The 21159-nt window shown below is 61.2% G+C and carries 20 protein-coding genes; 14 read left to right on the top strand and 6 right to left on the bottom strand.

What is annotated here, in order from left to right:
• Positions 1-425: 425 nt before the first annotated feature.
• The 11 genes from urtA to ureC all read left to right on the top strand — a co-directional run bounded on the left by urtA (position 426) and on the right by ureC (position 10621).
• Positions 426-1691, top strand: a complete 1266-nt coding sequence (urtA, locus tag GJU48_RS02740; protein WP_094949773.1) for an urea ABC transporter substrate-binding protein — start codon at positions 426-428, stop codon at positions 1689-1691.
• 131 nt (positions 1692-1822) lie between these two features.
• Positions 1823-3325 carry an urea ABC transporter permease subunit UrtB gene (urtB, locus tag GJU48_RS02735; protein ID WP_094949772.1) on the top strand — a complete coding sequence of 501 codons (1503 nt, stop codon included), beginning with the start codon at positions 1823-1825 and terminating at the stop codon, positions 3323-3325.
• Positions 3325-4392, top strand: coding sequence for an urea ABC transporter permease subunit UrtC (urtC, locus tag GJU48_RS02730; protein WP_094949771.1), 1068 nt, complete (start codon positions 3325-3327; stop codon positions 4390-4392). The genes urtB and urtC overlap by 1 nt, the downstream gene beginning before the upstream one ends.
• A gap of 22 nt (positions 4393-4414) precedes the next feature.
• The gene (urtD, locus tag GJU48_RS02725; protein ID WP_162530288.1) at positions 4415-5248 is read left to right on the top strand and encodes an urea ABC transporter ATP-binding protein UrtD; all 834 of its coding nucleotides are present in this window, start codon (positions 4415-4417) and stop codon (positions 5246-5248) included.
• Positions 5249-5386: 138 nt separating this feature from the next.
• Positions 5387-6085: an urea ABC transporter ATP-binding subunit UrtE gene (gene urtE, locus GJU48_RS02720; protein ID WP_094949769.1), complete on the top strand. Its 699-nt coding sequence runs from the start codon at positions 5387-5389 to the stop codon at positions 6083-6085.
• Positions 6086-6116: 31 nt separating this feature from the next.
• Positions 6117-6956, top strand: coding sequence for an urease accessory protein UreD (locus GJU48_RS02715; RefSeq protein WP_094949768.1), 840 nt, complete (start codon positions 6117-6119; stop codon positions 6954-6956).
• A 172-nt stretch (positions 6957-7128) separates the two neighbouring features.
• Positions 7129-7431 (top strand): urease subunit gamma, encoded by a 303-nt coding sequence (gene ureA / locus GJU48_RS02710; protein WP_003171437.1) that lies wholly within the window; start codon positions 7129-7131, stop codon positions 7429-7431.
• A 9-nt stretch (positions 7432-7440) separates the two neighbouring features.
• Positions 7441-7953: a GNAT family N-acetyltransferase gene (locus GJU48_RS02705; RefSeq protein ID WP_094949767.1), complete on the top strand. Its 513-nt coding sequence runs from the start codon at positions 7441-7443 to the stop codon at positions 7951-7953.
• 5 nt (positions 7954-7958) lie between these two features.
• Positions 7959-8492 carry a GNAT family N-acetyltransferase gene (locus GJU48_RS02700; RefSeq protein ID WP_094949766.1) on the top strand — a complete coding sequence of 178 codons (534 nt, stop codon included), beginning with the start codon at positions 7959-7961 and terminating at the stop codon, positions 8490-8492.
• On the top strand, positions 8489-8797 hold the full coding sequence (locus GJU48_RS02695; RefSeq protein WP_094949765.1) for an urease subunit beta: 309 nt from the start codon (positions 8489-8491) through the stop codon (positions 8795-8797). The genes GJU48_RS02700 and GJU48_RS02695 overlap by 4 nt, the downstream gene beginning before the upstream one ends.
• Positions 8798-8920: 123 nt before the next feature.
• Positions 8921-10621: an urease subunit alpha gene (gene ureC, locus GJU48_RS02690; RefSeq protein ID WP_094949764.1), complete on the top strand. Its 1701-nt coding sequence runs from the start codon at positions 8921-8923 to the stop codon at positions 10619-10621.
• A gap of 213 nt (positions 10622-10834) precedes the next feature.
• Here ureC and GJU48_RS02685 read toward each other — a convergent pair whose 3' ends face one another.
• Complete coding sequence (locus GJU48_RS02685) at positions 10835-11776, bottom strand: DnaJ C-terminal domain-containing protein (protein WP_094949763.1); 942 nt, start codon at positions 11774-11776, stop codon at positions 10835-10837.
• 238 nt (positions 11777-12014) lie between these two features.
• On the opposite strand from GJU48_RS02685, the gene GJU48_RS02680 reads away from it, so the two are divergent.
• Positions 12015-13283 carry an Hsp70 family protein gene (locus GJU48_RS02680; protein ID WP_094949762.1) on the top strand — a complete coding sequence of 423 codons (1269 nt, stop codon included), beginning with the start codon at positions 12015-12017 and terminating at the stop codon, positions 13281-13283.
• Positions 13284-13700: 417 nt separating this feature from the next.
• On the opposite strand, the gene GJU48_RS02675 is transcribed toward GJU48_RS02680, so the two are convergent.
• From GJU48_RS02675 to GJU48_RS02665, 3 genes are all read right to left on the bottom strand, one after another.
• Entirely contained in the window at positions 13701-14714 is a 1014-nt protein-coding gene (locus GJU48_RS02675) for an AI-2E family transporter (protein ID WP_094949761.1), read from the bottom strand.
• A gap of 205 nt (positions 14715-14919) precedes the next feature.
• A complete protein-coding gene (locus GJU48_RS02670; RefSeq protein ID WP_094949760.1) occupies positions 14920-15219 on the bottom strand; it encodes a PsiF family protein in 300 nt (99 codons plus the stop codon).
• Positions 15220-15290: 71 nt separating this feature from the next.
• Entirely contained in the window at positions 15291-16079 is a 789-nt protein-coding gene (locus tag GJU48_RS02665) for an AraC family transcriptional regulator (protein ID WP_094949759.1), read from the bottom strand.
• A gap of 97 nt (positions 16080-16176) precedes the next feature.
• Here GJU48_RS02665 and GJU48_RS02660 point away from each other — a divergent pair, with 97 nt between their 5' ends.
• Positions 16177-17064, top strand: a complete 888-nt coding sequence (locus tag GJU48_RS02660) for a DMT family transporter (RefSeq protein WP_094949758.1) — start codon at positions 16177-16179, stop codon at positions 17062-17064.
• 113 nt (positions 17065-17177) lie between these two features.
• Here GJU48_RS02660 and GJU48_RS02655 read toward each other — a convergent pair whose 3' ends face one another.
• On the bottom strand, positions 17178-18068 hold the full coding sequence (locus GJU48_RS02655) for an esterase/lipase family protein (RefSeq protein WP_094949757.1): 891 nt from the start codon (positions 18066-18068) through the stop codon (positions 17178-17180).
• Positions 18069-18234: 166 nt separating this feature from the next.
• Here GJU48_RS02655 and GJU48_RS02650 point away from each other — a divergent pair, with 166 nt between their 5' ends.
• Complete coding sequence (locus GJU48_RS02650; RefSeq protein ID WP_094949754.1) at positions 18235-18765, top strand: ferritin-like domain-containing protein; 531 nt, start codon at positions 18235-18237, stop codon at positions 18763-18765.
• Positions 18766-18893: 128 nt separating this feature from the next.
• Here the strand turns inward: GJU48_RS02650 and GJU48_RS02645 are convergent, their stop codons facing one another.
• Positions 18894-20966 carry an AsmA family protein gene (locus GJU48_RS02645; RefSeq protein WP_094949753.1) on the bottom strand — a complete coding sequence of 691 codons (2073 nt, stop codon included), beginning with the start codon at positions 20964-20966 and terminating at the stop codon, positions 18894-18896.
• Between the last annotated feature and the right edge of the window lie 193 nt (positions 20967-21159).

The following is a 21159-nucleotide window of genomic DNA, read 5'->3' as shown; positions in this document are numbered from 1 at the left end:
ATCGTGCCCTGAATGCCGTTGTCCGTCACTTGCCCCTCTGGCGTGACGCTATAGAGCAACTCCTCCTGCGCAGAAAACGAAAAACCAGGAGCGGTGTCAGCCTCAGATGAACTGAGGACGGACTTAAAGACGGTAGATAGTTGTTCGCGCAAGTCGGTACGGGACTGCCTCAGCGCTGACAGATTTTGCACCATTCAAGCAACAACCGCGTGAATACCCGCTCGCCCGCGCTCGGGTCTGCCCACACGCCCTTTTTGAGGGCTTGCCGTGCACGGGCCCGCCATTACAGCGCCAAGTTGGTGCGCCACGCCCGCGCCTTCACCCGCTAACCCCCATCAATGCTCACGTTAAGCGCCGCAGGCACAGCCTTTGCAAAGTCCGGTGTATCTGCCCCACAAAAAATATCGGTTTACGGAGATCGCACCATGCAGCGTCGTAGCTTGATCAAGGCTTTTACTTTGTCGGCATCCATTGCCGCCATGGGTTTGACCTGGACCGTGCAGGCCGCCGAGACCATCAAGGTCGGCATCCTGCACTCGTTGTCGGGGACCATGGCGATCTCCGAAACTTCGCTTAAAGACATGGCGTTGATGACCATCGACGAGATCAACGCCAAGGGCGGCGTCAACGGCAAAATGCTTGAGCCGGTGGTCGTCGACCCGGCCTCGAACTGGCCGCTGTTCGCCGAGAAAGGCCGCCAGTTGCTGACCCAGGACAAGGTCGCCGTGGTGTTCGGCTGCTGGACCTCGGTGTCGCGTAAATCGGTATTGCCGGTGTTTGAAGAACTCAACGGCTTGCTGTTCTACCCGGTGCAATACGAAGGCGAAGAGATGTCGCCCAACGTGTTCTATACCGGTGCAGCACCCAACCAGCAGGCGATCCCAGCGGTGGAGTACCTGATGAGCGAAGAAGGCGGCGGCGCCAAGCGCTTCTTCCTGCTCGGCACCGACTACGTGTACCCGCGCACCACCAACAAGATTTTGCGCTCGTTCCTGCATTCCAAAGGCGTCGCCGATAAAGACATCGAAGAGGTCTACACCCCGTTCGGCCACGCCGATTACCAGACCATCGTGGCCAACATCAAAAAGTTCTCTGCAGGCGGCAAAACTGCCGTGATCTCCACCGTGAACGGCGACTCCAACGTGCCGTTCTACAAAGAACTGGCCAACCAGGGCCTGAAGGCGACCGACGTACCGGTGGTGGCCTTCTCCGTGGGTGAAGAAGAGCTGCGCGGCATCGACACCAAGCCGCTGGTGGGCAACCTCGCCGCCTGGAACTACTTCCAGTCAGTGGAGAACCCGGTGAACAAAAAGTTCGTCGCCGACTGGAAGGCTTACGCCAAGGCCCACAACCTGCCAGGCGCGGATAAAGCCGTGACCAATGACCCGATGGAAGCCACTTACGTGGGCATCCACATGTGGGCGCAAGCGGCGCAGAAAGCCAAGTCCACCGACGTCGACAAAGTGCGTGAAGCGCTGGCCGGGCAGACCTTTGCCGCGCCGTCGGGCTTCACCCTGACCATGGACAAAACCAACCACCACCTGCACAAGCCGGTGATGATCGGCGAGATCCAGGCCGATGGGCAGTTCTCGGTGGTGTGGCAGACCCAGGAGCCGATTCGGGCGCAGCCGTGGAGCCCGTACATCCCGGGGAATGACAAAAAACCCGACTACGCCGTCAAGAGCAACTAAAGCCTAAAGGTCGGGCACGGTCAGTGTGGGAGCTGGCTTGCCTGCGATGCAGACGACTCGGTGTGGCAGACACACCCAGCCACACACGAGTCAGTGCCCACACCGTCCGCGCATGATCAGGACATTTTGTTATGCCCACTGCCCTCTACCGCTTGATCCTGGCCTTGCTGCTCATGCTGCCTTTCGCCGCACACGCCAGCGACGCCGAAGATTTCCTCAACGCCAACCCGATGCAACAAGCCAAGCTGCTCCAGGACTGGGCCGCCCAGCCCGACCCGGCGCGCATCGAGCTGGTGGACGCGCTGCAACAAGGCCAGCTCACGGTCAATGGTGAAACCAAAACCGTTCGCTTGAACAACCGCCTACGCGGCCTGATCGACAACGCACAGGCCAGCCAGCAATTGCTCGCGGCCGACCCCAAGGTGCGCCTGGTCGCCGCGCAAACCCTGCAAAAAACCGCTGTACCTGCGCAGCTCAAATTCCTCGACCAGCAGGTCGCCGCCGAAACCAACGAGGGCGTGCACACCGCCCTCAGCCTGGCCCTGGCTAACCTGCAACTGGTCGACACCGACCCGGTCGTGCGCCTCGCTGCCGTGCGTTTGCTCGGCAGCACTGGCGACCCCCTGGCCCGCACGCGCCTTGAAGCGTTGCTCGCGCCCGGTGTCGAAACCGACGCCGCCGTGCACACCGCTGCCGAGACCAGCCTGGCCCAGGTCAAACGCAAATTGATGGTCGGCGAGATCCTCGGCCAGGCCTTCAGCGGCATGTCCTTGGGCTCGATCCTGCTGCTCGCGGCCTTGGGTTTGGCGATAACCTTCGGCCTGCTCGGCGTGATCAACATGGCCCACGGCGAGATGCTGATGCTTGGCGCGTATTCCACTTACATGGTGCAGCTGATGATGCAGCGCTATGTGCCCGCCGCGATTGAGTTCTACCCGCTGATCGCGCTGCCGGTGGCATTCTTCGTCACCGCCGCCATCGGCATGGCCCTGGAACGCACGGTGATTCGTCACCTCTACGGCCGCCCATTGGAAACCCTGCTCGCCACCTGGGGCATCAGCTTGATGCTGATCCAGCTGGTGCGCCTGGTGTTCGGTGCGCAGAACGTCGAAGTGTCCAACCCCGCCTGGCTGTCCGGTGGCATTCAAGTGCTGCCCAACTTGGTGCTGCCGTACAACCGCATCGTGATCATCGCGTTTGCACTGTGCGTGGTGGTGCTGACCTGGCTGCTGCTGAACAAGACCCGCCTGGGCCTCAACGTGCGTGCGGTCACCCAGAACCGCAACATGGCCGCCTGCTGCGGCGTACCCACCGGGCGGGTGGACATGCTCGCCTTTGGCCTGGGCTCCGGTATCGCAGGTTTAGGTGGTGTGGCCCTGAGCCAAATTGGCAACGTCGGCCCGGACCTGGGCCAGAGCTACATCATCGACTCGTTCCTGGTGGTGGTGCTCGGCGGTGTCGGCCAGTTGGCCGGTAGCGTGATGGCCGCCTTCGGCTTGGGCATCGCCAACAAAATTCTCGAACCGCAGATCGGTGCCGTGCTCGGCAAGATCCTGATCCTCGCGCTGATCATTCTGTTTATCCAGAAACGCCCGCAAGGACTCTTCGCACTGAAAGGACGGGTGATCGACTGATGAACCAGCCATTGATGCTTACGGCCACGCAAAAGGCCGGTCCCAAAGTCACGATTGCAGTGGGCGTGGTGATCCTGATCCTGCTGCTGGCGTTGCCGTTGTGCTCGCTGCTGCCTGCGGACAACCCGCTGCAGGTGTCGGCCTACACCCTGACGCTGGTGGGCAAGATCCTTTGCTACGCCATCGTCGCCCTCGCGCTGGATTTGGTGTGGGGTTACGCGGGCATGTTGTCCCTCGGCCACGGGTTGTTCTTTGCCCTTGGCGGCTATGCGATGGGCATGTACCTGATGCGCCAGGCCTCCGGTGATGAGCTGCCGGCGTTCATGACCTTTTTGTCGTGGACCGAGCTGCCTTGGTACTGGACCGGCACCGAGCACTTCCTCTGGGCCATGTGCCTGGTGGTGTTGGCCCCGGGTTTGCTGGCGCTGGTGTTCGGGTTTTTCGCCTTCCGCTCGCGGATCAAGGGCGTGTATTTCTCGATCATGACCCAGGCGCTGACCTTTGCCGGGATGCTGCTGTTTTTCCGCAACGAGACCGGGTTTGGCGGCAATAACGGTTTCACCAATTTCCGCAGCATCCTGGGCTTTGGCATTACCGAGCCAGGCACGCGGGCGGTGTTGTTTTTTGCCACGGTGGTGTTACTGGTCGCGAGCCTGTACACCGGCTGGCGCCTGGCGCAGAGCAAGTTCGGCCGGGTGCTGACCGCGTTGCGCGACGCCGAGAACCGCTTGATGTTCTGCGGCTACGACCCGCGTGGTTTCAAGCTGTTTGTGTGGGTGCTGAGCGCAGTGTTGTGTGGCCTGGCCGGGGCGTTGTATGTGCCGCAAGTGGGCATCATCAACCCCAGCGAGATGTCGCCGACCAACTCCATCGAAGCCTCCGTGTGGGTGGCCTTGGGCGGGCGTGGCACCTTGATCGGGCCATTGCTCGGCGCTGGCGTGGTGAACGGCATGAAGAGCTGGTTCACCGTGGCTTTTCCGGAGTACTGGCTGTTCTTCCTGGGGGCGCTGTTCATCATCGTCACCCTGTACCTGCCCAAGGGCGTTATCGGCTTGCTGAAGAAATGAGGAATGTCATTTTGCTGAAGAAATGAGGAATGTCATGCTCGAACCTATTTTCGATGCGGGCAGCAGCCGCGATGCGATCGGCCTCGGCCAGGCCGCAGGCAAGGGCCTCAACACCCGCCACGGCACCATCCTGACCCTGGAGGACATCAGCGTCAGCTTCGACGGTTTCAAGGCGCTTAACGACTTGAACCTCTACATCGGCGTCGGCGAATTGCGCTGCATCATCGGCCCCAACGGCGCGGGCAAGACCACGCTGATGGACGTGATTACCGGCAAGACCCGCCCCAGCCACGGCAAGGCCTGGTTCGGCGAAACCCTCGATTTGACCAGCATGAGCGAAGTGCAGATCGCCCAGGCGGGTATCGGGCGCAAGTTCCAGAAACCCACGGTATTCGAAGCTCTCAGCGTGTTCGAAAACCTGGAGCTGGCGCAGAAAACCGACAAATCTGTGTGGGCCAGCCTGCGTGCACGCCTGAGTGGCGAGCAGAAAGACCGCATCGATGAAGTGCTCGACACCATCCGCCTGACCGCCTCGGTACAGCGCCCGGCGGGGCTTTTGTCCCACGGGCAAAAGCAGTTCCTGGAAATCGGCATGCTGCTGATGCAAGACCCGCAGTTGCTGCTGTTGGACGAGCCGGTGGCGGGCATGACCGACGCCGAAACCGAGTTCACCGCCGAACTGTTCAAGCGCCTGGCGGGCAAACACTCGTTGATGGTGGTGGAGCACGACATGGGCTTTGTCGGCTCGATTGCCGACCACGTGACCGTGTTGCATCAGGGCAGCGTGCTGGCCGAAGGGTCGCTGGAACAGGTGCAGGAAAATGAGCGGGTGATCGAGGTGTACCTCGGCCGTTGAGCCAGACACAGACCGCTTACTGTGGGAACCGTTGGGCATCACCTCGGTCCAACAGACATACCGAGTTGTCTGCATCGCAGGCAAGCCAGTTCCCACATTTGATCCGGTTCCTACCAGGGAATTGAGGAGATTTTGAACATGCTGCAAGTCGACAAGCTGCATCAGTACTACGGCGGTAGCCACATCCTGCGCGGGCTGTCCTTTGACGTGAAGATCGGCGAAGTCACCTGCCTGCTTGGCCGTAACGGTGTGGGCAAGACCACCTTGCTCAAGTGCCTGATGGGTCTGCTGCCAGCCAAAGAAGGCGCGGTGAACTGGGAAGGCAAGGCCATCACTGGCTTCAAGCCGCACCAACGCGTGCACGCCGGCATCGCCTACGTGCCCCAGGGCCGGGAGATTTTTGCGCGGCTGACGGTGGAAGAGAACCTGTTGATGGGCCTCTCGCGCTTTCCCGGCTCCGAAGCCAAGGAAGTGCCGGCGTTTATCTACGAACTTTTCCCTGTATTGCTGCAGATGAAGCACCGCCGTGGCGGTGACTTGTCCGGCGGCCAGCAGCAACAACTGGCAATTGGCCGCGCCCTGGCGAGCCGACCGCGCCTGTTGATTCTGGATGAACCTACGGAGGGCATTCAGCCGTCGGTGATCAAGGAAATCGGTATGGTCATCAAGAAGCTCGCCGCGCGCGGTGACATGGCGATTCTGTTGGTAGAGCAGTTCTACGACTTTGCTGCCGAACTGGCGGATCAATACTTGGTGATGTCTCGCGGAGAGATCGTCCAGCAAGGCCGAGGTGAAAATATGGAAAGTGAGGGTGTGCGCGGCTTGGTTACCATCTAATCTGTAGCGTCCTAACGATAAGCACTAGAACATGAACCTGCCCGTTTCCCCTGCCCTGTTCACCCCCAGCTGGCACGCCGCGCTGGAACTCGGCTACGCGCGTTTCGGCGACACCACGCGCCCGGTGATGCGCCGCCACCTCGGCCCGCTGCGCGTGCAAAAGCACCTGTACGCCGAAGGCCCCGAGGTGTGCCAGCACATCATCGTGCACCCGCCCGGCGGGATTGCCGGCGGTGATCGCCTGGACATCCGCGCCCATGTCGGCGCAGGCGCCTGGGCGCAATTGACCAGCCCCGGCGCCGCCAAGTGGTACCGCGCCAGCGGCCCGGCGTTTCAGCAGCTCGACTTGACCGTGGAAGCTGGCGCCACGCTGGAATGGCTGCCCCAGGAAACCATCGTGTTCAGCGCTGCCCAGGCCGAACTCACCACGCGCATTGACCTGCAAGGCGATGCGCGGCTGTTTTACTGGGATGTGGTCGCCCTCGGCCGCCCGGCCAGTGGCGAGCGTTTCGACCTCGGCCACTTCCAATCGCACCTAGATATTCGCCGCGACGGCCAGTTGCTCTGGCATGAGCGCCAGCGCATTGTGGGCGCCGACGGGTTGCTCGACTCGCCCATCGGGCTGGACGGGCAACCGGTGTTTGCCACGTTGCTGGTGACGGGCGACATCGAACCTGAACTGCTGGAAACCTGCCGCGCCCTGCCCCACGCGGTGCGTGGTGACCTGACCCAATTGCCCGGGCTGCTGGTCGCCCGTTGCCTGGCCAGTGAAGCGCTGCTGGCGCGGGGTTGGTTGATTGATTTATGGAAACTATTACGTCCGGTGGTGCTGGGGCGGGAAGTCGTGGCCCCACGAATTTGGAGCACATGAAGATCAAAATGTGGGAGCGGGCTTGCTCGCGAATGCGGTGTGTCAGTCGACACCTCTTTAACTGATCGACCGCATCGCACCTCTTTAACTGATCGACCGCATTCGCGAGCACCCGCTCCCACAGTTGATCTCTGTTGTAGTTAAAAATGCATTCTTTGAAGGACCTTGAACCATGGATTTGACCCCACGGGAAAAAGACAAACTGCTGATCTTCACCGCTGGCCTTGTCGCCGAACGCCGCCTGGCGCGGGGCGTGAAGCTCAACTACCCGGAAACCATCGCCTACATTTCCGCCGCCTTGATGGAAGGCGCCCGCGATGGCCGTACCGTCGCCGACCTGATGCACTACGGCACCACCCTGCTCAGCCGCGAACAGGTGATGGAAGGCATCCCGGAAATGATCCCGGATATTCAGGTGGAAGCCACCTTCCCCGACGGCACTAAGCTGGTCACCGTCCACCAGCCCATCGCGTGAGGCACGGCCATGATTCGTGATGCAACCTGGCAAGACCTGCCGGCCATTCGAGACATCTACAACGACGCGGTGCTTAACACCACGGCAATCTGGAACGAACAACCGGTCGACCTGGCCAATCGTCAGGCCTGGTTCAGTGCGCGCCAGGCCCAGGCCTATCCGATCCTGGTGGCGGTGGAAAACGATGAAGTCACCGGCTACGCCTCGTTCGGCGACTGGCGGCCCTTCGAAGGCTTCCGTTACAGCGTTGAACACTCGGTGTACGTGCGCAATGACCAGCGCGGCAAAGGCCTCGGCCCGCGCCTGATGCAAGCGCTGGTCGAGCGTGCCCGCACCTGCGGCAAGCATGTGATGGTCGCGGCCATCGAAAGCGGTAACCAGGCATCTATTCGCCTGCATGAGCGCCTGGGGTTCATCACCACCGGGCAAATGCCGCAAGTGGGTATCAAGTTCGGCCGCTGGCTGGACCTGACCTTTATGCAACTGACATTGAACCCGGGCGCAGAACCGCCCAAGGAGTGAGATCGATGAGCGCTGCACAACTGCGTCGAGTGAATGCTGAAAGTTTTGCCCATTACCGCCTGGGTTTGATTGAGCTGTTGCTGGACGCGGTGCAGCACGGCGCGTCGGTCGGCTTCATGGCTGACTTCGATGACGCCCAGGCCCGCGACTATCTAAAGGGCGTACAAGCCAGTATTGAAGACGCCAGCCTGTTGCTCTGGGTGGTGGTGCGCGACGAACAGGTGATCGCCAGCGTGCAATTGGCGCTGTGCCAGAAAGCCAACGGCCTGAACCGCGCCGAAGTGCAAAAGCTGTTGGTACACAGCAGTGCGCGCCGCCATGGCCTGGGCCAGCAACTGATGGGCGCGTTGGAACTCGCCGCGCGCCAGCACAAGCGCGGCCTGCTGTACCTGGACACCGAGGCCGGCTCCGGTGCCGAAGCCTTCTACCAGTCGCTGCACTACACCAAGATCGGTGAGCTGCCCGACTACTGCCAAAGCCCGGACGGGCGCTACAGCCCGACCGCTATCTACTTCAAGACCCTGGGGCAACCTGCATGATTCCTGGTGAATATCAGATCCAGCCTGGCGACATCGAACTGAACGTGGGCCGGCGCACCGTCACGCTGAGCGTGGCCAACAGCGGCGACCGGCCGATCCAGGTGGGCTCGCATTACCATTTTTTCGAGACCAATGACGCGCTGACCTTTGACCGCGCCGCGAGCCGTGGCATGCGCCTGAATATTGCGGCGGGCACGGCGGTGCGGTTTGAGCCGGGGCAAAGTCGTGAAATCGAGTTGGTGGATTTGAGCGGTGGGCGCCGGGTGTTTGGGTTTGCCGGGCGGATCATGGGTGACCTCGACTGATCATTCCCACGCTACGCGTGGGAATGCCGCCATGGACGCTCCGCGTCCGCTCTTAACGTCGTGACGCAGAGCGTCACAGGATGTATTCCCACGCAGAGCGTGGGAACGATCGAGGACACACACATGAAGATTTCCAGACAAGCCTACGCCGACATGTACGGCCCCACCGTCGGTGACAAGGTCCGCCTGGCCGACACCGAGCTGTTCGTCGAAGTCGAGAAAGACTTCACCGTCTACGGCGAAGAAGTGAAATTCGGCGGCGGTAAGGTGATCCGCGATGGCCAGGGCCAGAGCCAGTTGCTCGCCCATGAGGTCGTGGACACCTTGATCACCAACGCGCTGATCATCGACCACTGGGGCATCGTCAAAGCCGACGTCGGCCTCAAAAACGGCCGCATTCACGCGATCGGCAAAGCCGGTAACCCGGACATCCAGCCCGGCGTGACCATGGCCATCGGCGCCAGCACTGAAGTGATCGCCGGTGAAGGCATGATCCTCACTGCCGGCGGCATCGACTCCCACGTGCATTTCATCTGCCCGCAGCAGATCGAAGAAGCGTTGACCAGCGGCGTCACCACCATGATCGGCGGCGGCACCGGACCGGCCACCGGCACCAACGCCACCACCTGCACCTCCGGCCCGTGGCATTTGGCGCGCATGCTGCAGGCCAGCGACTCGTTCCCGATGAACATCGGCTTTACCGGCAAGGGCAACGCCAGTTTACCGGGGCCGTTGGTCGAGCAGGTCAAGGCCGGCGCCATCGGTTTGAAGCTGCATGAAGACTGGGGCACCACGCCCGCCAGCATCGACAACTGCCTGAGCGTCGCCGACGAATACGACGTGCAGGTAGCGATCCACAGCGACACGCTCAACGAGTCCGGCTTCGTCGAAACCACCCTCGCCGCGCTCAAGGGCCGCACTATTCACACCTACCACACCGAAGGTGCCGGTGGCGGCCACGCGCCGGACATCATCAAAGCCTGCGGCTTCCCGAACGTGCTGCCCAGCTCCACCAACCCGACCCGGCCGTTCACTCGTAACACCATCGACGAGCACCTGGACATGTTGATGGTCTGCCACCACCTGGACCCGAGCATTGCCGAAGACGTGGCCTTCGCCGAAAGCCGCATCCGCCGCGAGACCATCGCCGCCGAAGACATCCTGCACGACCTCGGCGCGTTCTCGATGATCAGCTCCGACAGCCAGGCCATGGGCCGCGTCGGTGAAGTGATCACGCGCACCTGGCAGACCGCCGACAAGATGAAAAAACAGCGTGGCGCCCTGCCCGGTGACGGCCCAGGCAATGACAACTTTCGCGCCAAGCGCTACATCGCCAAGTACACCATCAACCCGGCGATCACTCACGGTATCAGCCATATCGCCGGCTCAATCGAGGTGGGCAAATGGGCCGACCTGGTGCTGTGGCGCCCGGCGTTTTTTGGCATCAAGCCGACCTTGATTCTCAAGGGCGGCGCGATTGCTTCAAGCTTGATGGGCGACGCCAATGCCTCGATCCCCACCCCGCAACCGGTGCACTACCGCCCCATGTTCGCCAGCTTCGGCAGTTCGCTGCACGCCACCAGCCTGACCTTTATCAGCCAGGCGGCACAGGACGCCGGGTTGCCCGAAGCCCTGGGGTTGAAGAAGCAGATTGCGGTGGTTAAAGGTTGCCGCGACGTGCAGAAAACCGACCTGATCCACAACGACTACCTGCCGGACATCGAAGTGGACCCGCAGACCTATCAGGTCAAGGCCGATGGCGTGTTGCTGTGGTGTGAGCCGGCCGAAGTACTGCCGATGGCCCAGCGGTATTTCCTGTTCTGACTATCCATGTGGGAGCTGGCTTGCCAGCCCCCACTGGGTGTCGATTTAGAAGTTCTCGCGCGGGTTAAAGGCCGCTTTCCGCGCCAGCTCCTGCCACAACGCTTTCACCTCGTGTGGTGTGAGCCGGCCGAAGTACTGCCGATGGCCCAGCGGTATTTCCTGTTCTGACTATCCATGTGGGAGCTGGCTTGCCAGCCCCCACTGGGTGTCGATTTAGAAGTTCTCGCGCGGGTTAAAGGCCGCTTTCCGCGCCAGCTCCTGCCACAACGCTTTCACCTCGTCATCACCTGCCGGTGGCATCACGGCCTTGAGCTGCACGAACAAATAGCCACGCTGCCCGGCCTTGTTCAGCAAACCATGGCCCTTGGCGCGCATGCGCTGGCCGTTCTGGCTACCGGCCGGCACCTTGAGGTTGATCTTGCCGGTCAGGGTCGGCACGGCGATCTCAGCGCCCAGCGCTAACTCCCACGGCGCCAGGGGCAAGTTGATGATCAGGTTTTCGCCATCCACTTCGAACTTGGCGTGCGGCGCGAACTTGATGATCAGGTACAGGTCGCCATTCGCCCCACCGCCAATACCCGGTGCGCCCTGGCCCTTGAGGCGGATGCGCTCGCCGTCGGCCACGCCGGCGGGGATCTTCACGTTCAGGCTCTTGGTGGTGTTGCTCACGTGGCGACCCGAGGCGTCGTATTGCGGCACCTGGAAGCTGATCTGCTTGGACTCGGTGGACAACGTCTCTTCGAGGAGCACCGACAGTTGCATCTCCACATCCTGGCCCTTGCGCCCGGTTGAGCGGCGCTGGCCGCCACCGCCGAAGCCGTCGCCTCGGTTGCCGAAGATCGAGCTGAAGAAGTCGGAGAAGTCTTCAGTGCCCGCGCCACCGCCATAACCGCCACGGCTCTGCCAGCCCGGCGGCCCTTGGAACGGCTGGCCGTGCTGGCCGTATTTGCGCAGTTCGTCGTATTCCGCGCGCTTGTCCGCGCTTTTAAGCGCTTCATAGGCTTCGGACGCGTCCTTGAATTTTTCTTCGGCGTCTTTTTCCTTGCTCACGTCAGGGTGATATTTGCGCGCGAGCTTGCGATAGGCGGCCTTGATTTCCTTGTCATCAGCCGTCGGCTCGACACCCAGAATCTTGTAGTAGTCTTTGAAATCCATCGGCGGTTCACCATCCTTAATCGAGATCGCACAGCCTGGGCCACAACGTGCGTTGCTTTGCACCTGTTGAGTGTTGTGGCCTGAGAGTACGTAAAAGTGTTATCGGCGCTAACCGTATGCAACAGATGTGGGGGCAAATCCCGCACTTTCAAGCACGATTTAACGGATGGTCGGCCTACGCATCCGCCTTCGACTGGCATACACTGCGCGGCCGTTTTTCAACCGGAACCAGATAGACATGAAAAACCCATCCCCAGCCCGTGCCTGCGGTATCGACTTCGGCACGTCCAACTCCACCGTCGGCTGGATCCGCCCCGGCGAGGAGACGCTTATTGCGCTGGAGGACGACAAGATCACGTTGCCGTCGGTGGTGTTCTTCAACTTCGAGGAGCGCCGCCCGGTCTACGGGCGCCTGGCCCTGCACGAATACCTGGAAAACTACGAAGGCCGGCTGATGCGCTCGCTCAAGAGCCTGCTGGGTTCCAAGCTGATCAAGCACGACACCAGCGTACTCGGCACGGCGATGCCGTTCACCGACCTGCTGGCGCTGTTTATCGGCCAGCTCAAGAGCCGCGCCGAGACCACCGCCGGCCGTGAGTTCGAGGAAGTAGTGCTGGGCCGCCCGGTGTTTTTTGTCGATGACGACCCGATGGCCGACCAAGAGGCCGAGAACACCCTGGTCGATGTGGCACGCAAGATCGGTTTCAAGGACATTTCGTTCCAGTACGAACCGATTGCGGCAGCCTTCGACTACGAGTCCACCATCGAGAAAGAAGAGCTGGTGCTGATTGTCGACATCGGCGGTGGTACGTCCGACTTCTCGCTGGTGCGCCTGTCGCCGGACCGCCGTCACAACGACAACCGCCACGATGACATCCTCGCCACCGGCGGCGTGCACATCGGCGGTACCGACTTCGACAAACAACTGTCGCTGGCCGGCATGATGCCGCTGTTCGGCTACGGCAGCCGCATGAAAAGCGGCGCCTACATGCCCACCAGCCACCACATGAACCTGGCCACTTGGCACACCATCAACTCGGTGTACTCGCAAAAATCCCAGTTGGCCCTGGGCAGCATGCGCTACGACATCGAAGACACCGGCGGCATCGACCGCCTGTTCAAGCTGATCGAACAGCGCGCTGGGCACTGGCTGGCGATGGAAGTGGAAGAAACCAAGATCCAACTGACCCACGAAGACAACCGCCATGTGCTGCTGGACCGGGTTGAGCCAGGGTTGAGCGTGGACCTGAGCCGCAGCCTGTTCGAATCGGCGATTGATGGTTTGCTGGAGCGCGTGCGTAACAGCGTTACCAAATTGCTAACCGATGCGTCGGTGGAAGTGGCGCAGGTGGACACGGTGTTCTTTACCGGCGGTTCCAGCGGGATACCGGCACTGCGCCACAGCATTTCGGCGATGCTGCCGAATGCGCGGCATGTGGAAGGCAATATCTTTGGCAGTATCGGCAGTGGTTTGGCGATTGAAGCAAGCAAGCGTTACGGCAGCTGACCTTCACTAACACAGCAAATCCATAGGTGGGAGCGGGATTGCCCTCGATAGTAAAGTGTCAGTCGATGTATTTATCAACTGACCCGACGCCATCGCGGGCAAGCCCGCTCCCACATTTTGACCTGTGCACACCTGAAACCCCAGTTGCCACAGCCCCCCTCTGTGGCGAGCGGGCTTGCCCCGCGCTGGGCTGCGCAGCAGCCCCAAAACCAGCCACTCGGGAGTACCTGAAACTGGAGCCGCTTCGCAGCCCAACGCCACATTTTGACCTGTGCACACCTGAAACCCCAGTTGCCACAGCCCCCCTCTGTGGCGAGCGGGCTTGCCCCGCGCTGGGCTGCGCAGCAGCCCCAAAACCAGCCACTCGGGAGTACCTGAAACTGGAGCCGCTTCGCAGCCCAACGTCGCCGATGTCAGTCAAACCATGCCGGCGAGTTTCAGTTCACTCTTCAAATACGCATAATAAATCGGCCCCGCCACCACGCCCGGCAAGCCGAATGCGGCTTCAAACACCAGCATCGCCAGCAGCAATTCCCACGACTTGGCACTGATCTGCCCGCCGACGATGCGCGCGTTGAGAAAGTATTCGACCTTGTGGATCACGATCAAATACCCCAGCGCCGCCACCGCCACCCAGATTGAAATCGACAGCGCGACGATGGTGATCAGGGTGTTGGACATCAGGTTGCCGATGACCGGCAGCAGGCCAAGCAAGAAGGTCAGCACGATCAGGGTTTTGGTCAGCGGCAGGTGGATCCCGCACAGCGGCAGCACCACCGCGAGGAAGATCGCGGTGAACATAGTGTTGAGCGCGGCAATCTTGATCTGGGCGAAGACGATGTTGCGAAACGCCTGGACCAGCAGGTGCAGGCGGTCGAACAGCGCGGCAGCCAGGGGTTTGCGCTTGGTCACGTCGGGCACGCGTTGCAGCGCGATGATCGCACCGAGGACCATGCCGATCAGCAAGGTGACGAACATGTGGGCGGCGTCTTTGCCGACCAGTTGCAACTCGCTTAGGTGTTTGCTCAGCCAATCGCCGATGGCCACGCGAAATTCTGCGGCGCTGGCGGGCAGGTAGGCGTCGAGAAACGGCGGTAATTGGCCGCGCGCGCGGTCGACCACGCCCATGAATTTGTCGAGGGAAGCCCCGGGGTTTTCCGCTTCGTGGAGCAGGAAGCTGATGGCGCCGGCGAAGATCAACGTCAGCACGCTGACGATCAATGTGCCGAGCAAGGCCACGGCGAGCCAGCGAGCACGGCGGCCTTCGATCAGCCGCTGCAACTGCGGGGTGAGCATGTTGACCAGCTCATAGACCAGCAGGCCGGCCAACAGGCTGGGCAGCAGCTTGAGCGGCAGGACCAGCAGTAATCCACCGAAAATGATGATGCAACTGACCAACAACAACACGTGACGCTGAGAAAACGTTGGCATACAGCCTCAAAACAAACGGCGTTAAAGGATGGGCAGTCTGCCAGCCTTGAGGGAATCAAGCGAGAGGCCAGGGTGTGAATGCGATCAAGTGTGGTAGCCGGGCTTGCCCGCGATGCAGGCGCCTCGGTCTATCAGGCCTACTGAGGTGATGCTATCGCAGGCAAGCCAGCTCCCACATTGAGCTCCAGCGTTGGCGAAATCGTGATCAGCCTTTGAGGCAAGTGCTCATAAAGGTCTTACGCGCATCGCCGGTCAACGCCTTGGTTTTCGCTGTGGCGTTGCAGTCTTTCATCTTCTGCTGCTGTGGGGTCAGGGTCTTGGCGTCGTTGGCGGCTGGCGCCGACAAACAGGTCTTCATAAAGGCCTTGCGATCATCGCCTTTAAGCGTCTTGGTGGTGGCGTCAGCATTGCAGGTGGTCATTTTATTTTGCTGGGCGGTAGCGGCAAAGCCTTGGGAACACAGCAGCAGGCCCATCATCAACAACGGAATACGCAGCATCTTCATGGAGTTTTCTCCCTGTTACCGTGCCGGGGGGCACGGCCTACGCAGCAGTGTAGTCAAAGCCTGTTACATCTTCACCGGCTACGTATATTTGTTCGACGATACTGCTCCGGGGTGCAGCCGGCGTGGCGCTGGAACATGGCGATGAAGGCCGAGGCGGTGCTGTAGCCCAGGTCAAACGCCACGTGTTGCACGCTGTGGTCGCTGTCGAGGGCTTCGATGGCCGCCAGGTAACGCAGACGCTGGCGCCATTCGCCGAAGCTCATGCCCAGCTCTCGCACAAACTGGCGCGCCAATGTCCGTTCACTCACATGCACCTGCTGCGCCCATTGCGCCAGCGGGCGGTTGTCGCCGGGCTCGGCCTGCATGCCTTCGAGCACACCCAGCAAGCCGGGGTGGCGCGCGTAAGGCAGGAAGCAATCGTGAATCGGCGCTTGCTTGAGTTGATCCACCAACACTTGAGCCAGGCGGATGTCGGCCTCGGTCTGCGGGATGTTGACGTCACGCTGGGCAAAATCACTGAGAATGGCCTTGAGGATTTCACTGATCGCCAAGGTGCAGGGCGCCTTGGGCAATTGCTCGCAGAGTGCCGGGGCCAGGCCCACCGAGCGGTAGACAATCGCCTGGGCATTGTAGGAGCTGTGTTCGGTATTGGGCGGGATCCATACCGCATACTGCGGCGGCGACATAAAGCGGCTGCCGGCCACTTCCATGCGCATCACGCCGTTGGCTGAGTAGTCCAGCGAACCCCACAAATGCCGGTGCGGTGTGCACTCGGTGTCCGGGGCAAATTCGGAGTAACGGAAGTAGACCGGGCTCGGCAGGCTGTGGAAATCCGCGAGGCGTACGGTATGTCTGGCCATATTGTCTGGATACAAAGGTCATTTGTCTGGATCGCAGTATAGGCTTCGATCCAGACAGGGGATAATCCTGCCTCATCAACACACCTGGTTTCTTTCGATGCAATACGCGTACCCCCTGCTGGCTATCTTTATCTGGGCCGGTAACACCGTGGTCAACAAACTGGCCGTGGGCACTATCTTCCCCGCAGAAATCGGCTTTTACCGCTGGTTGCTGGCGGCGCTGCTGTTCACTCCGTTCATGCTCAAGCCGGTGATCGCCAACTGGGCGCTGATCCGCCCGAACCTGGGCAAGATCTTCATCCTCGGCGTGCTCGGCATGGCGGTGTATCAGAGCCTGGCCTACTACGCCGCGACCCTGACCAGCGCCACCAATATGGGCATCATCCTCTCGCTGATGCCGTTGATGTCATTGACCGCCGCCATCATCAGCCTCGGCCAACGCCTGACCTTTGGCGCACTGACCGGCGCGGTGCTGTCGTTCGCAGGCGTGGTGGTGGTGGTCTCGGCCGGCAGCCTGGGCGCGTTGCTGCAACACGGGCTCAACCTGGGCGACGCCATGATGCTGATTGCCACCCTGGCCTACGCGGTCTACAGCACCTTGCTGAAAAAATGGCAGCTGCGCCTGCCGCCGTTGGTGCTGCTGTACCTGCAAGTGCTGGTGGCGGTGGTGGTGCTGTTTCCGCTGTTCCTGTTCTCGACCAAGGCGGGCCTGGGCTGGGCGAACATTCCGCTGGTGTTGTACGCGTGCTTGCTGGCGTCGATGGTCGCGCCACTGGCGTGGATGCACTCGGTGAAAACCCTGGGGCCAAGCCGAACCACGCTGTTTTTCAACCTGCTGCCGTTGATTACCGCGTTGATTGCGGCGGTGGTGTTGAAGGAGGAGTTGGCGATGTACCACTTGGTGGGTGGTTTGCTGACGTTGGGCGGGGTGATTTTGTCGGAGCGTTGGACGACGCCGGTTCGTCGTCAGGTCAGTGTTGCCTGATAAATAGCCTTCGCGAGCAAGCCCGCTCCCACATTCGATCACATTCCAAATGTGAAACTCGGTCGAATGTGGGAGCGGGCTTGCTCGCGAAGAACGATAACGCGGTGAACCTGCTAAACCCCCGCAACCTTCAGCCTTTGCGCATGCTCAACAAACAACCGAATCGGCTCCGCGCCCTTGCCCACCAGCCCGAAGGATTGGTTGACGATATCGAAGTGATCCAAAGCGTAGTCATCGCCAATCACCAACCCCAGGTGTGAGCTATAGCGCCCGACCATGCCGTCACACTGGCCCTTCTCCCGCACAAAACTGCGCGCGAACAACCGGCAGCTGCGGTTCGTGCCGTCCAGCAGGTTGCGCCCACGATCAGTCTTGCCCGGCTGCAAGGTGCCGGACCACGAGTAATAACGCACGCCGTTGACGACCTCAGCACCCTGCCCGCCCCAGGTTTGCGGCAAACCCTGCGGATACTGGCGGTTGAACAGGGCCACGCCTGCAGTGGTCAAGGACTGATGCGAGGCGTGCAAATCGGTCTTGAAGCGCGGCCCGCGATAGCCGGTTTCCAGCAGGCCCATCACCCAGGCGACCAGATGAAACAGCGTGCTCACGAGCCGGCCTTTCCAACTGTCCGGGGGGTAATGGGCATGGAAATAATCCGCCAATTCCGAACCGTGATTAGGCCCGGCCACCGACGTTACCGATGCCACCCATTCCGGGCGCTTGGCCGCGGCATACCGCGCCGTCAGCGAGCCCTGGCTATGGCCGATCAGGTTGACCTTGTCGGCGCCGGTCTCGCGGCGAATCCGCTCGATCTGCACCAACAACTGCTCACCGCGCACCTCACTGGAATCCAGCGGCGCCACTTGCACGGGAAACACCTGCGCCCCACCCTTGCGCAGCGCCGGGACGATGCCGTACCAGTAGGGAAACAACCCCAGACGCACGAAGCCGAGCATGCCGGGCACCAGCACCAGGGGATAACGCGTGGCGAGAGACTCGGGCATGCAGCGGGCATCCTGATCAGGCAAGCGATAACGCCATCCTAAGCGGGCTGTCCGGCCATGCGTTGTGAAATCCGATAAAACTTTTTGCGTCGCGCGGGACTCACAACTTATAGCGATCACGCCGGCAGAGCGTGGCGTAAAACCGGATTAGCACCAGGAGATTGAGATGACTGAAGCACATTTGACTGACGTTGCGACCTTACGCAGCCGCGCCCGCCAGAACGTCGAAAACGGCGCCGTAACCGAAGGCTACAACGCCGACCGCGAAGAAATCATCCGACTGCTCAACGCGTCCCTGGCCACTGAGTTGGTCTGCGTGTTGCGCTACAAACGTCACTACTTCATGGCCACCGGCCTGAAAGCCAGCGTCGCCGCCGATGAATTCCTCGAGCACGCGACCCAGGAAGCTGAGCACGCCGACAAACTGGCCGAGCGCATCGTGCAACTGGGCGGCGAGCCGGAGTTCAACCCTGACCTGCTGTCGAAGAACTCCCACGCCCAATACGTGGCCGGCAACTCGCTGAAGGAAATGGTCTACGAAGACCTGGTGGCCGAACGGATTGCGGTGGACAGCTACCGCGAGATCATCCAGTACATCGGCGACAAAGACCCGACCACCCGTCGCATCTTCGAAGACATCCTGGCCCAGGAAGAAGAACACGCCGATGACATGGCGGATATTCTGCAGGACCTATAACCCGCCACACCGCTGAACCCCTGTGGGAGCGGGCTTGCCCGCGATAGCTATCGAACAGTCAGTGCATCTGTCGACTGTTACACCGCTATCGCAGGCAAGCCAGCTCCCACATTTGGTTTGCGGTTTCGTCAGTTACTTTTCACGGTCTTTGGCGCTTTGCCTTCCCTCATCTGCTGCAGCAACGGTGCACATTGGTTCGGCTCATCACCGCTAGGTGCTACCAAGGCCAGCAGCCCCGCCGCCGGGCCGGCGATGACACCCAGCGCAACCATCCCGGCGCCACGCAGCATCAGCGGCACCGCCTTCACACCCGCATTCGGCTTGATAAACGGCCCATTCACGTACAGCGGCGAACGCAGAGAGAACAGGCGGAAGCCCTTCGACTCCGGCGTGATGGTGAGGTCCAACTGTTCGGTCGCCATGTTCGCGGTGCCATCGATATAGATGATCGCGTTCTCGGTATCGAACACAAACAGGCGAGTGGTCGCAAGGCCAGTCTTGATGCCGAAGTCCGCCGCCGCGCAGTTGATCTTCACTTCCTTGTCGCCGAACAGGCGGCCTACTACGTAGTTGCCCACGTTAAGCCCGGCAATTTCCATCAGGCCTCGGCTGATGGCGCCGTCGTTGATGAGCATCTTCAGATCGCCGTTAGAGCTGCCCAGCAGCGCCGCCACGGAGTTACCGCGCCCGGAAATATCCGCGTCACCGTTGAGTTCACCAAAGCTGGTTTTCATCGGTTCGAAGGTCGGGAACAGCTGCTTGAGCTTGAAGTTGCGCGCAGTGAGTTTGGCGCGACCTTCCATGGGTACAGTGCGGCCATTCAGGCGAATTTGCGCATCCAGCTTGCCGCCGGCCACGCCGAAACGCAGGGGCTCCAGGCTCAGTTCGCCATCATTGAGCACCAAGTGGGTATAGAGGTCGGTGAAAGGCAGATCGGCACTGTGCACGATGCGTTTGCCGGTGAATTCCACATCGGCGTCCATCTCGCGCCAGCGCGCGGTGCGGAATTCTTCCACTGGCAGCACTTTGGTCGCTGGTTGCTTGCTTTCACCGCCACGGGCTTTTTGCTTGGCGTTGGAATCGGCACCGATCAACGGTGCCAGGTCGGTCATCAGCAGTTGGTTGGACACCAGCGCGCCGCTGAGTTTGGGCCGTGGCTGGCTGGCGACATAGGCCAGGTTGCCGTGGATGTCGCTGTCGCCGATCTTGCCGTTGAAGTTCTCGTAGCGGAATGAGGCGCCGCTGGCTTCATGCAGTTTGGCGATCAGGTGGCCGTCAGTGGAATAGGCCGGCGAGTCCGGCAAGGTGACGCCGGTCAGCGGGTACAGGTTGCCCAGGCTGCTGCCGGCGAGTTTCAAGCGCAGGTCCAGGGCGCCGAGGTTCAGCGGGTCGGTCAGAGTGCCGGCCAGCGCGATGCGGGTGTCAGCGATTTTCACCTGGGCTTGCAGCGGGAACGGCTTGGCCGCGTCCTGCAAGGCGAGCAGCCCGCCGATCTTGCCGGTGCCGTCGAGTTTCTGGCCGTGGTATTGGCCTTTGACCTTGAGGCCGAACGCGTAGTCCTGGGGCGCTGAGCCTTTTTCCAAGGCCTTTTTGGCATCGGCGTCACCGACGATTTCGCCGAAGGGAATCGGCTTGCCCAGCGGGTCGATGATCACGTCGAGCTGGGTCTTGAGGGTCTGGTCGTCGAGGGTCACGTGGCCTTTGTCGAAGCCGATGGCGCCGATGTCCACCACCCAGCTGGAAGGCTCGGCGTTGGGGTCCTTGGGGTCGAACTTGAAGGTCCAGTTGGCGCGGCCGTCGGCCAGGCGCTGCAGGTCGGCGCTGGGTTCGGTGAGGTCGATACGCGGAATCACCACGCGCTGCACCAGCAACGCCAGGGGCGAGATGCGCAACTCCACGCGCTTGAGGGTGACCATTTGCGGCTTTTTCGACCAGTCGGGGTTGCCCAGCGTCAGGTCTTCGGCAATCACATGCGGCCACGGCACCCAGGCACGCCAGCCACCTTCATCCGGCTCACGCGCCCACACCACCGCCAGGTTGCCATTGATGGCAAAGGGGCGATGCAGCTCCTCGGAGACCTTGGCATTAAGCGGCGGTTTGATGCGGTTCCAGTCAAAGAACACCAGCACCAAGACCACCACGGCGATTAACAGAACGAAGCTGGCGCAGCTCCAAACGACAATTTTACGAGTGCGCGTCATTGCACAGGACTCCTGGTTACGACTGAGGGCGCGCGTTGCCGCGCGCCTTTTGACTACAGCTTATAGAGCTACGACTGACAAATGGTCTGGGGGTTTAGCCCGAGTACGAATTCCCAGCAAAAAAAGCGACTTCTCCTACAGCTCAAGTCGACCAAACCATCAACAATGCACCAGTGTTACCCATGAACGGGTC

This window comes from Pseudomonas sp. IB20, assembly GCF_009707325.1.
In the GTDB taxonomy this organism is placed as follows: Bacteria; Pseudomonadota; Gammaproteobacteria; order Pseudomonadales; family Pseudomonadaceae; genus Aquipseudomonas.
The sequence above is the reverse complement of the archived record's forward strand: the minus strand, read 5'-3'. Positions and strand labels throughout refer to the sequence as shown.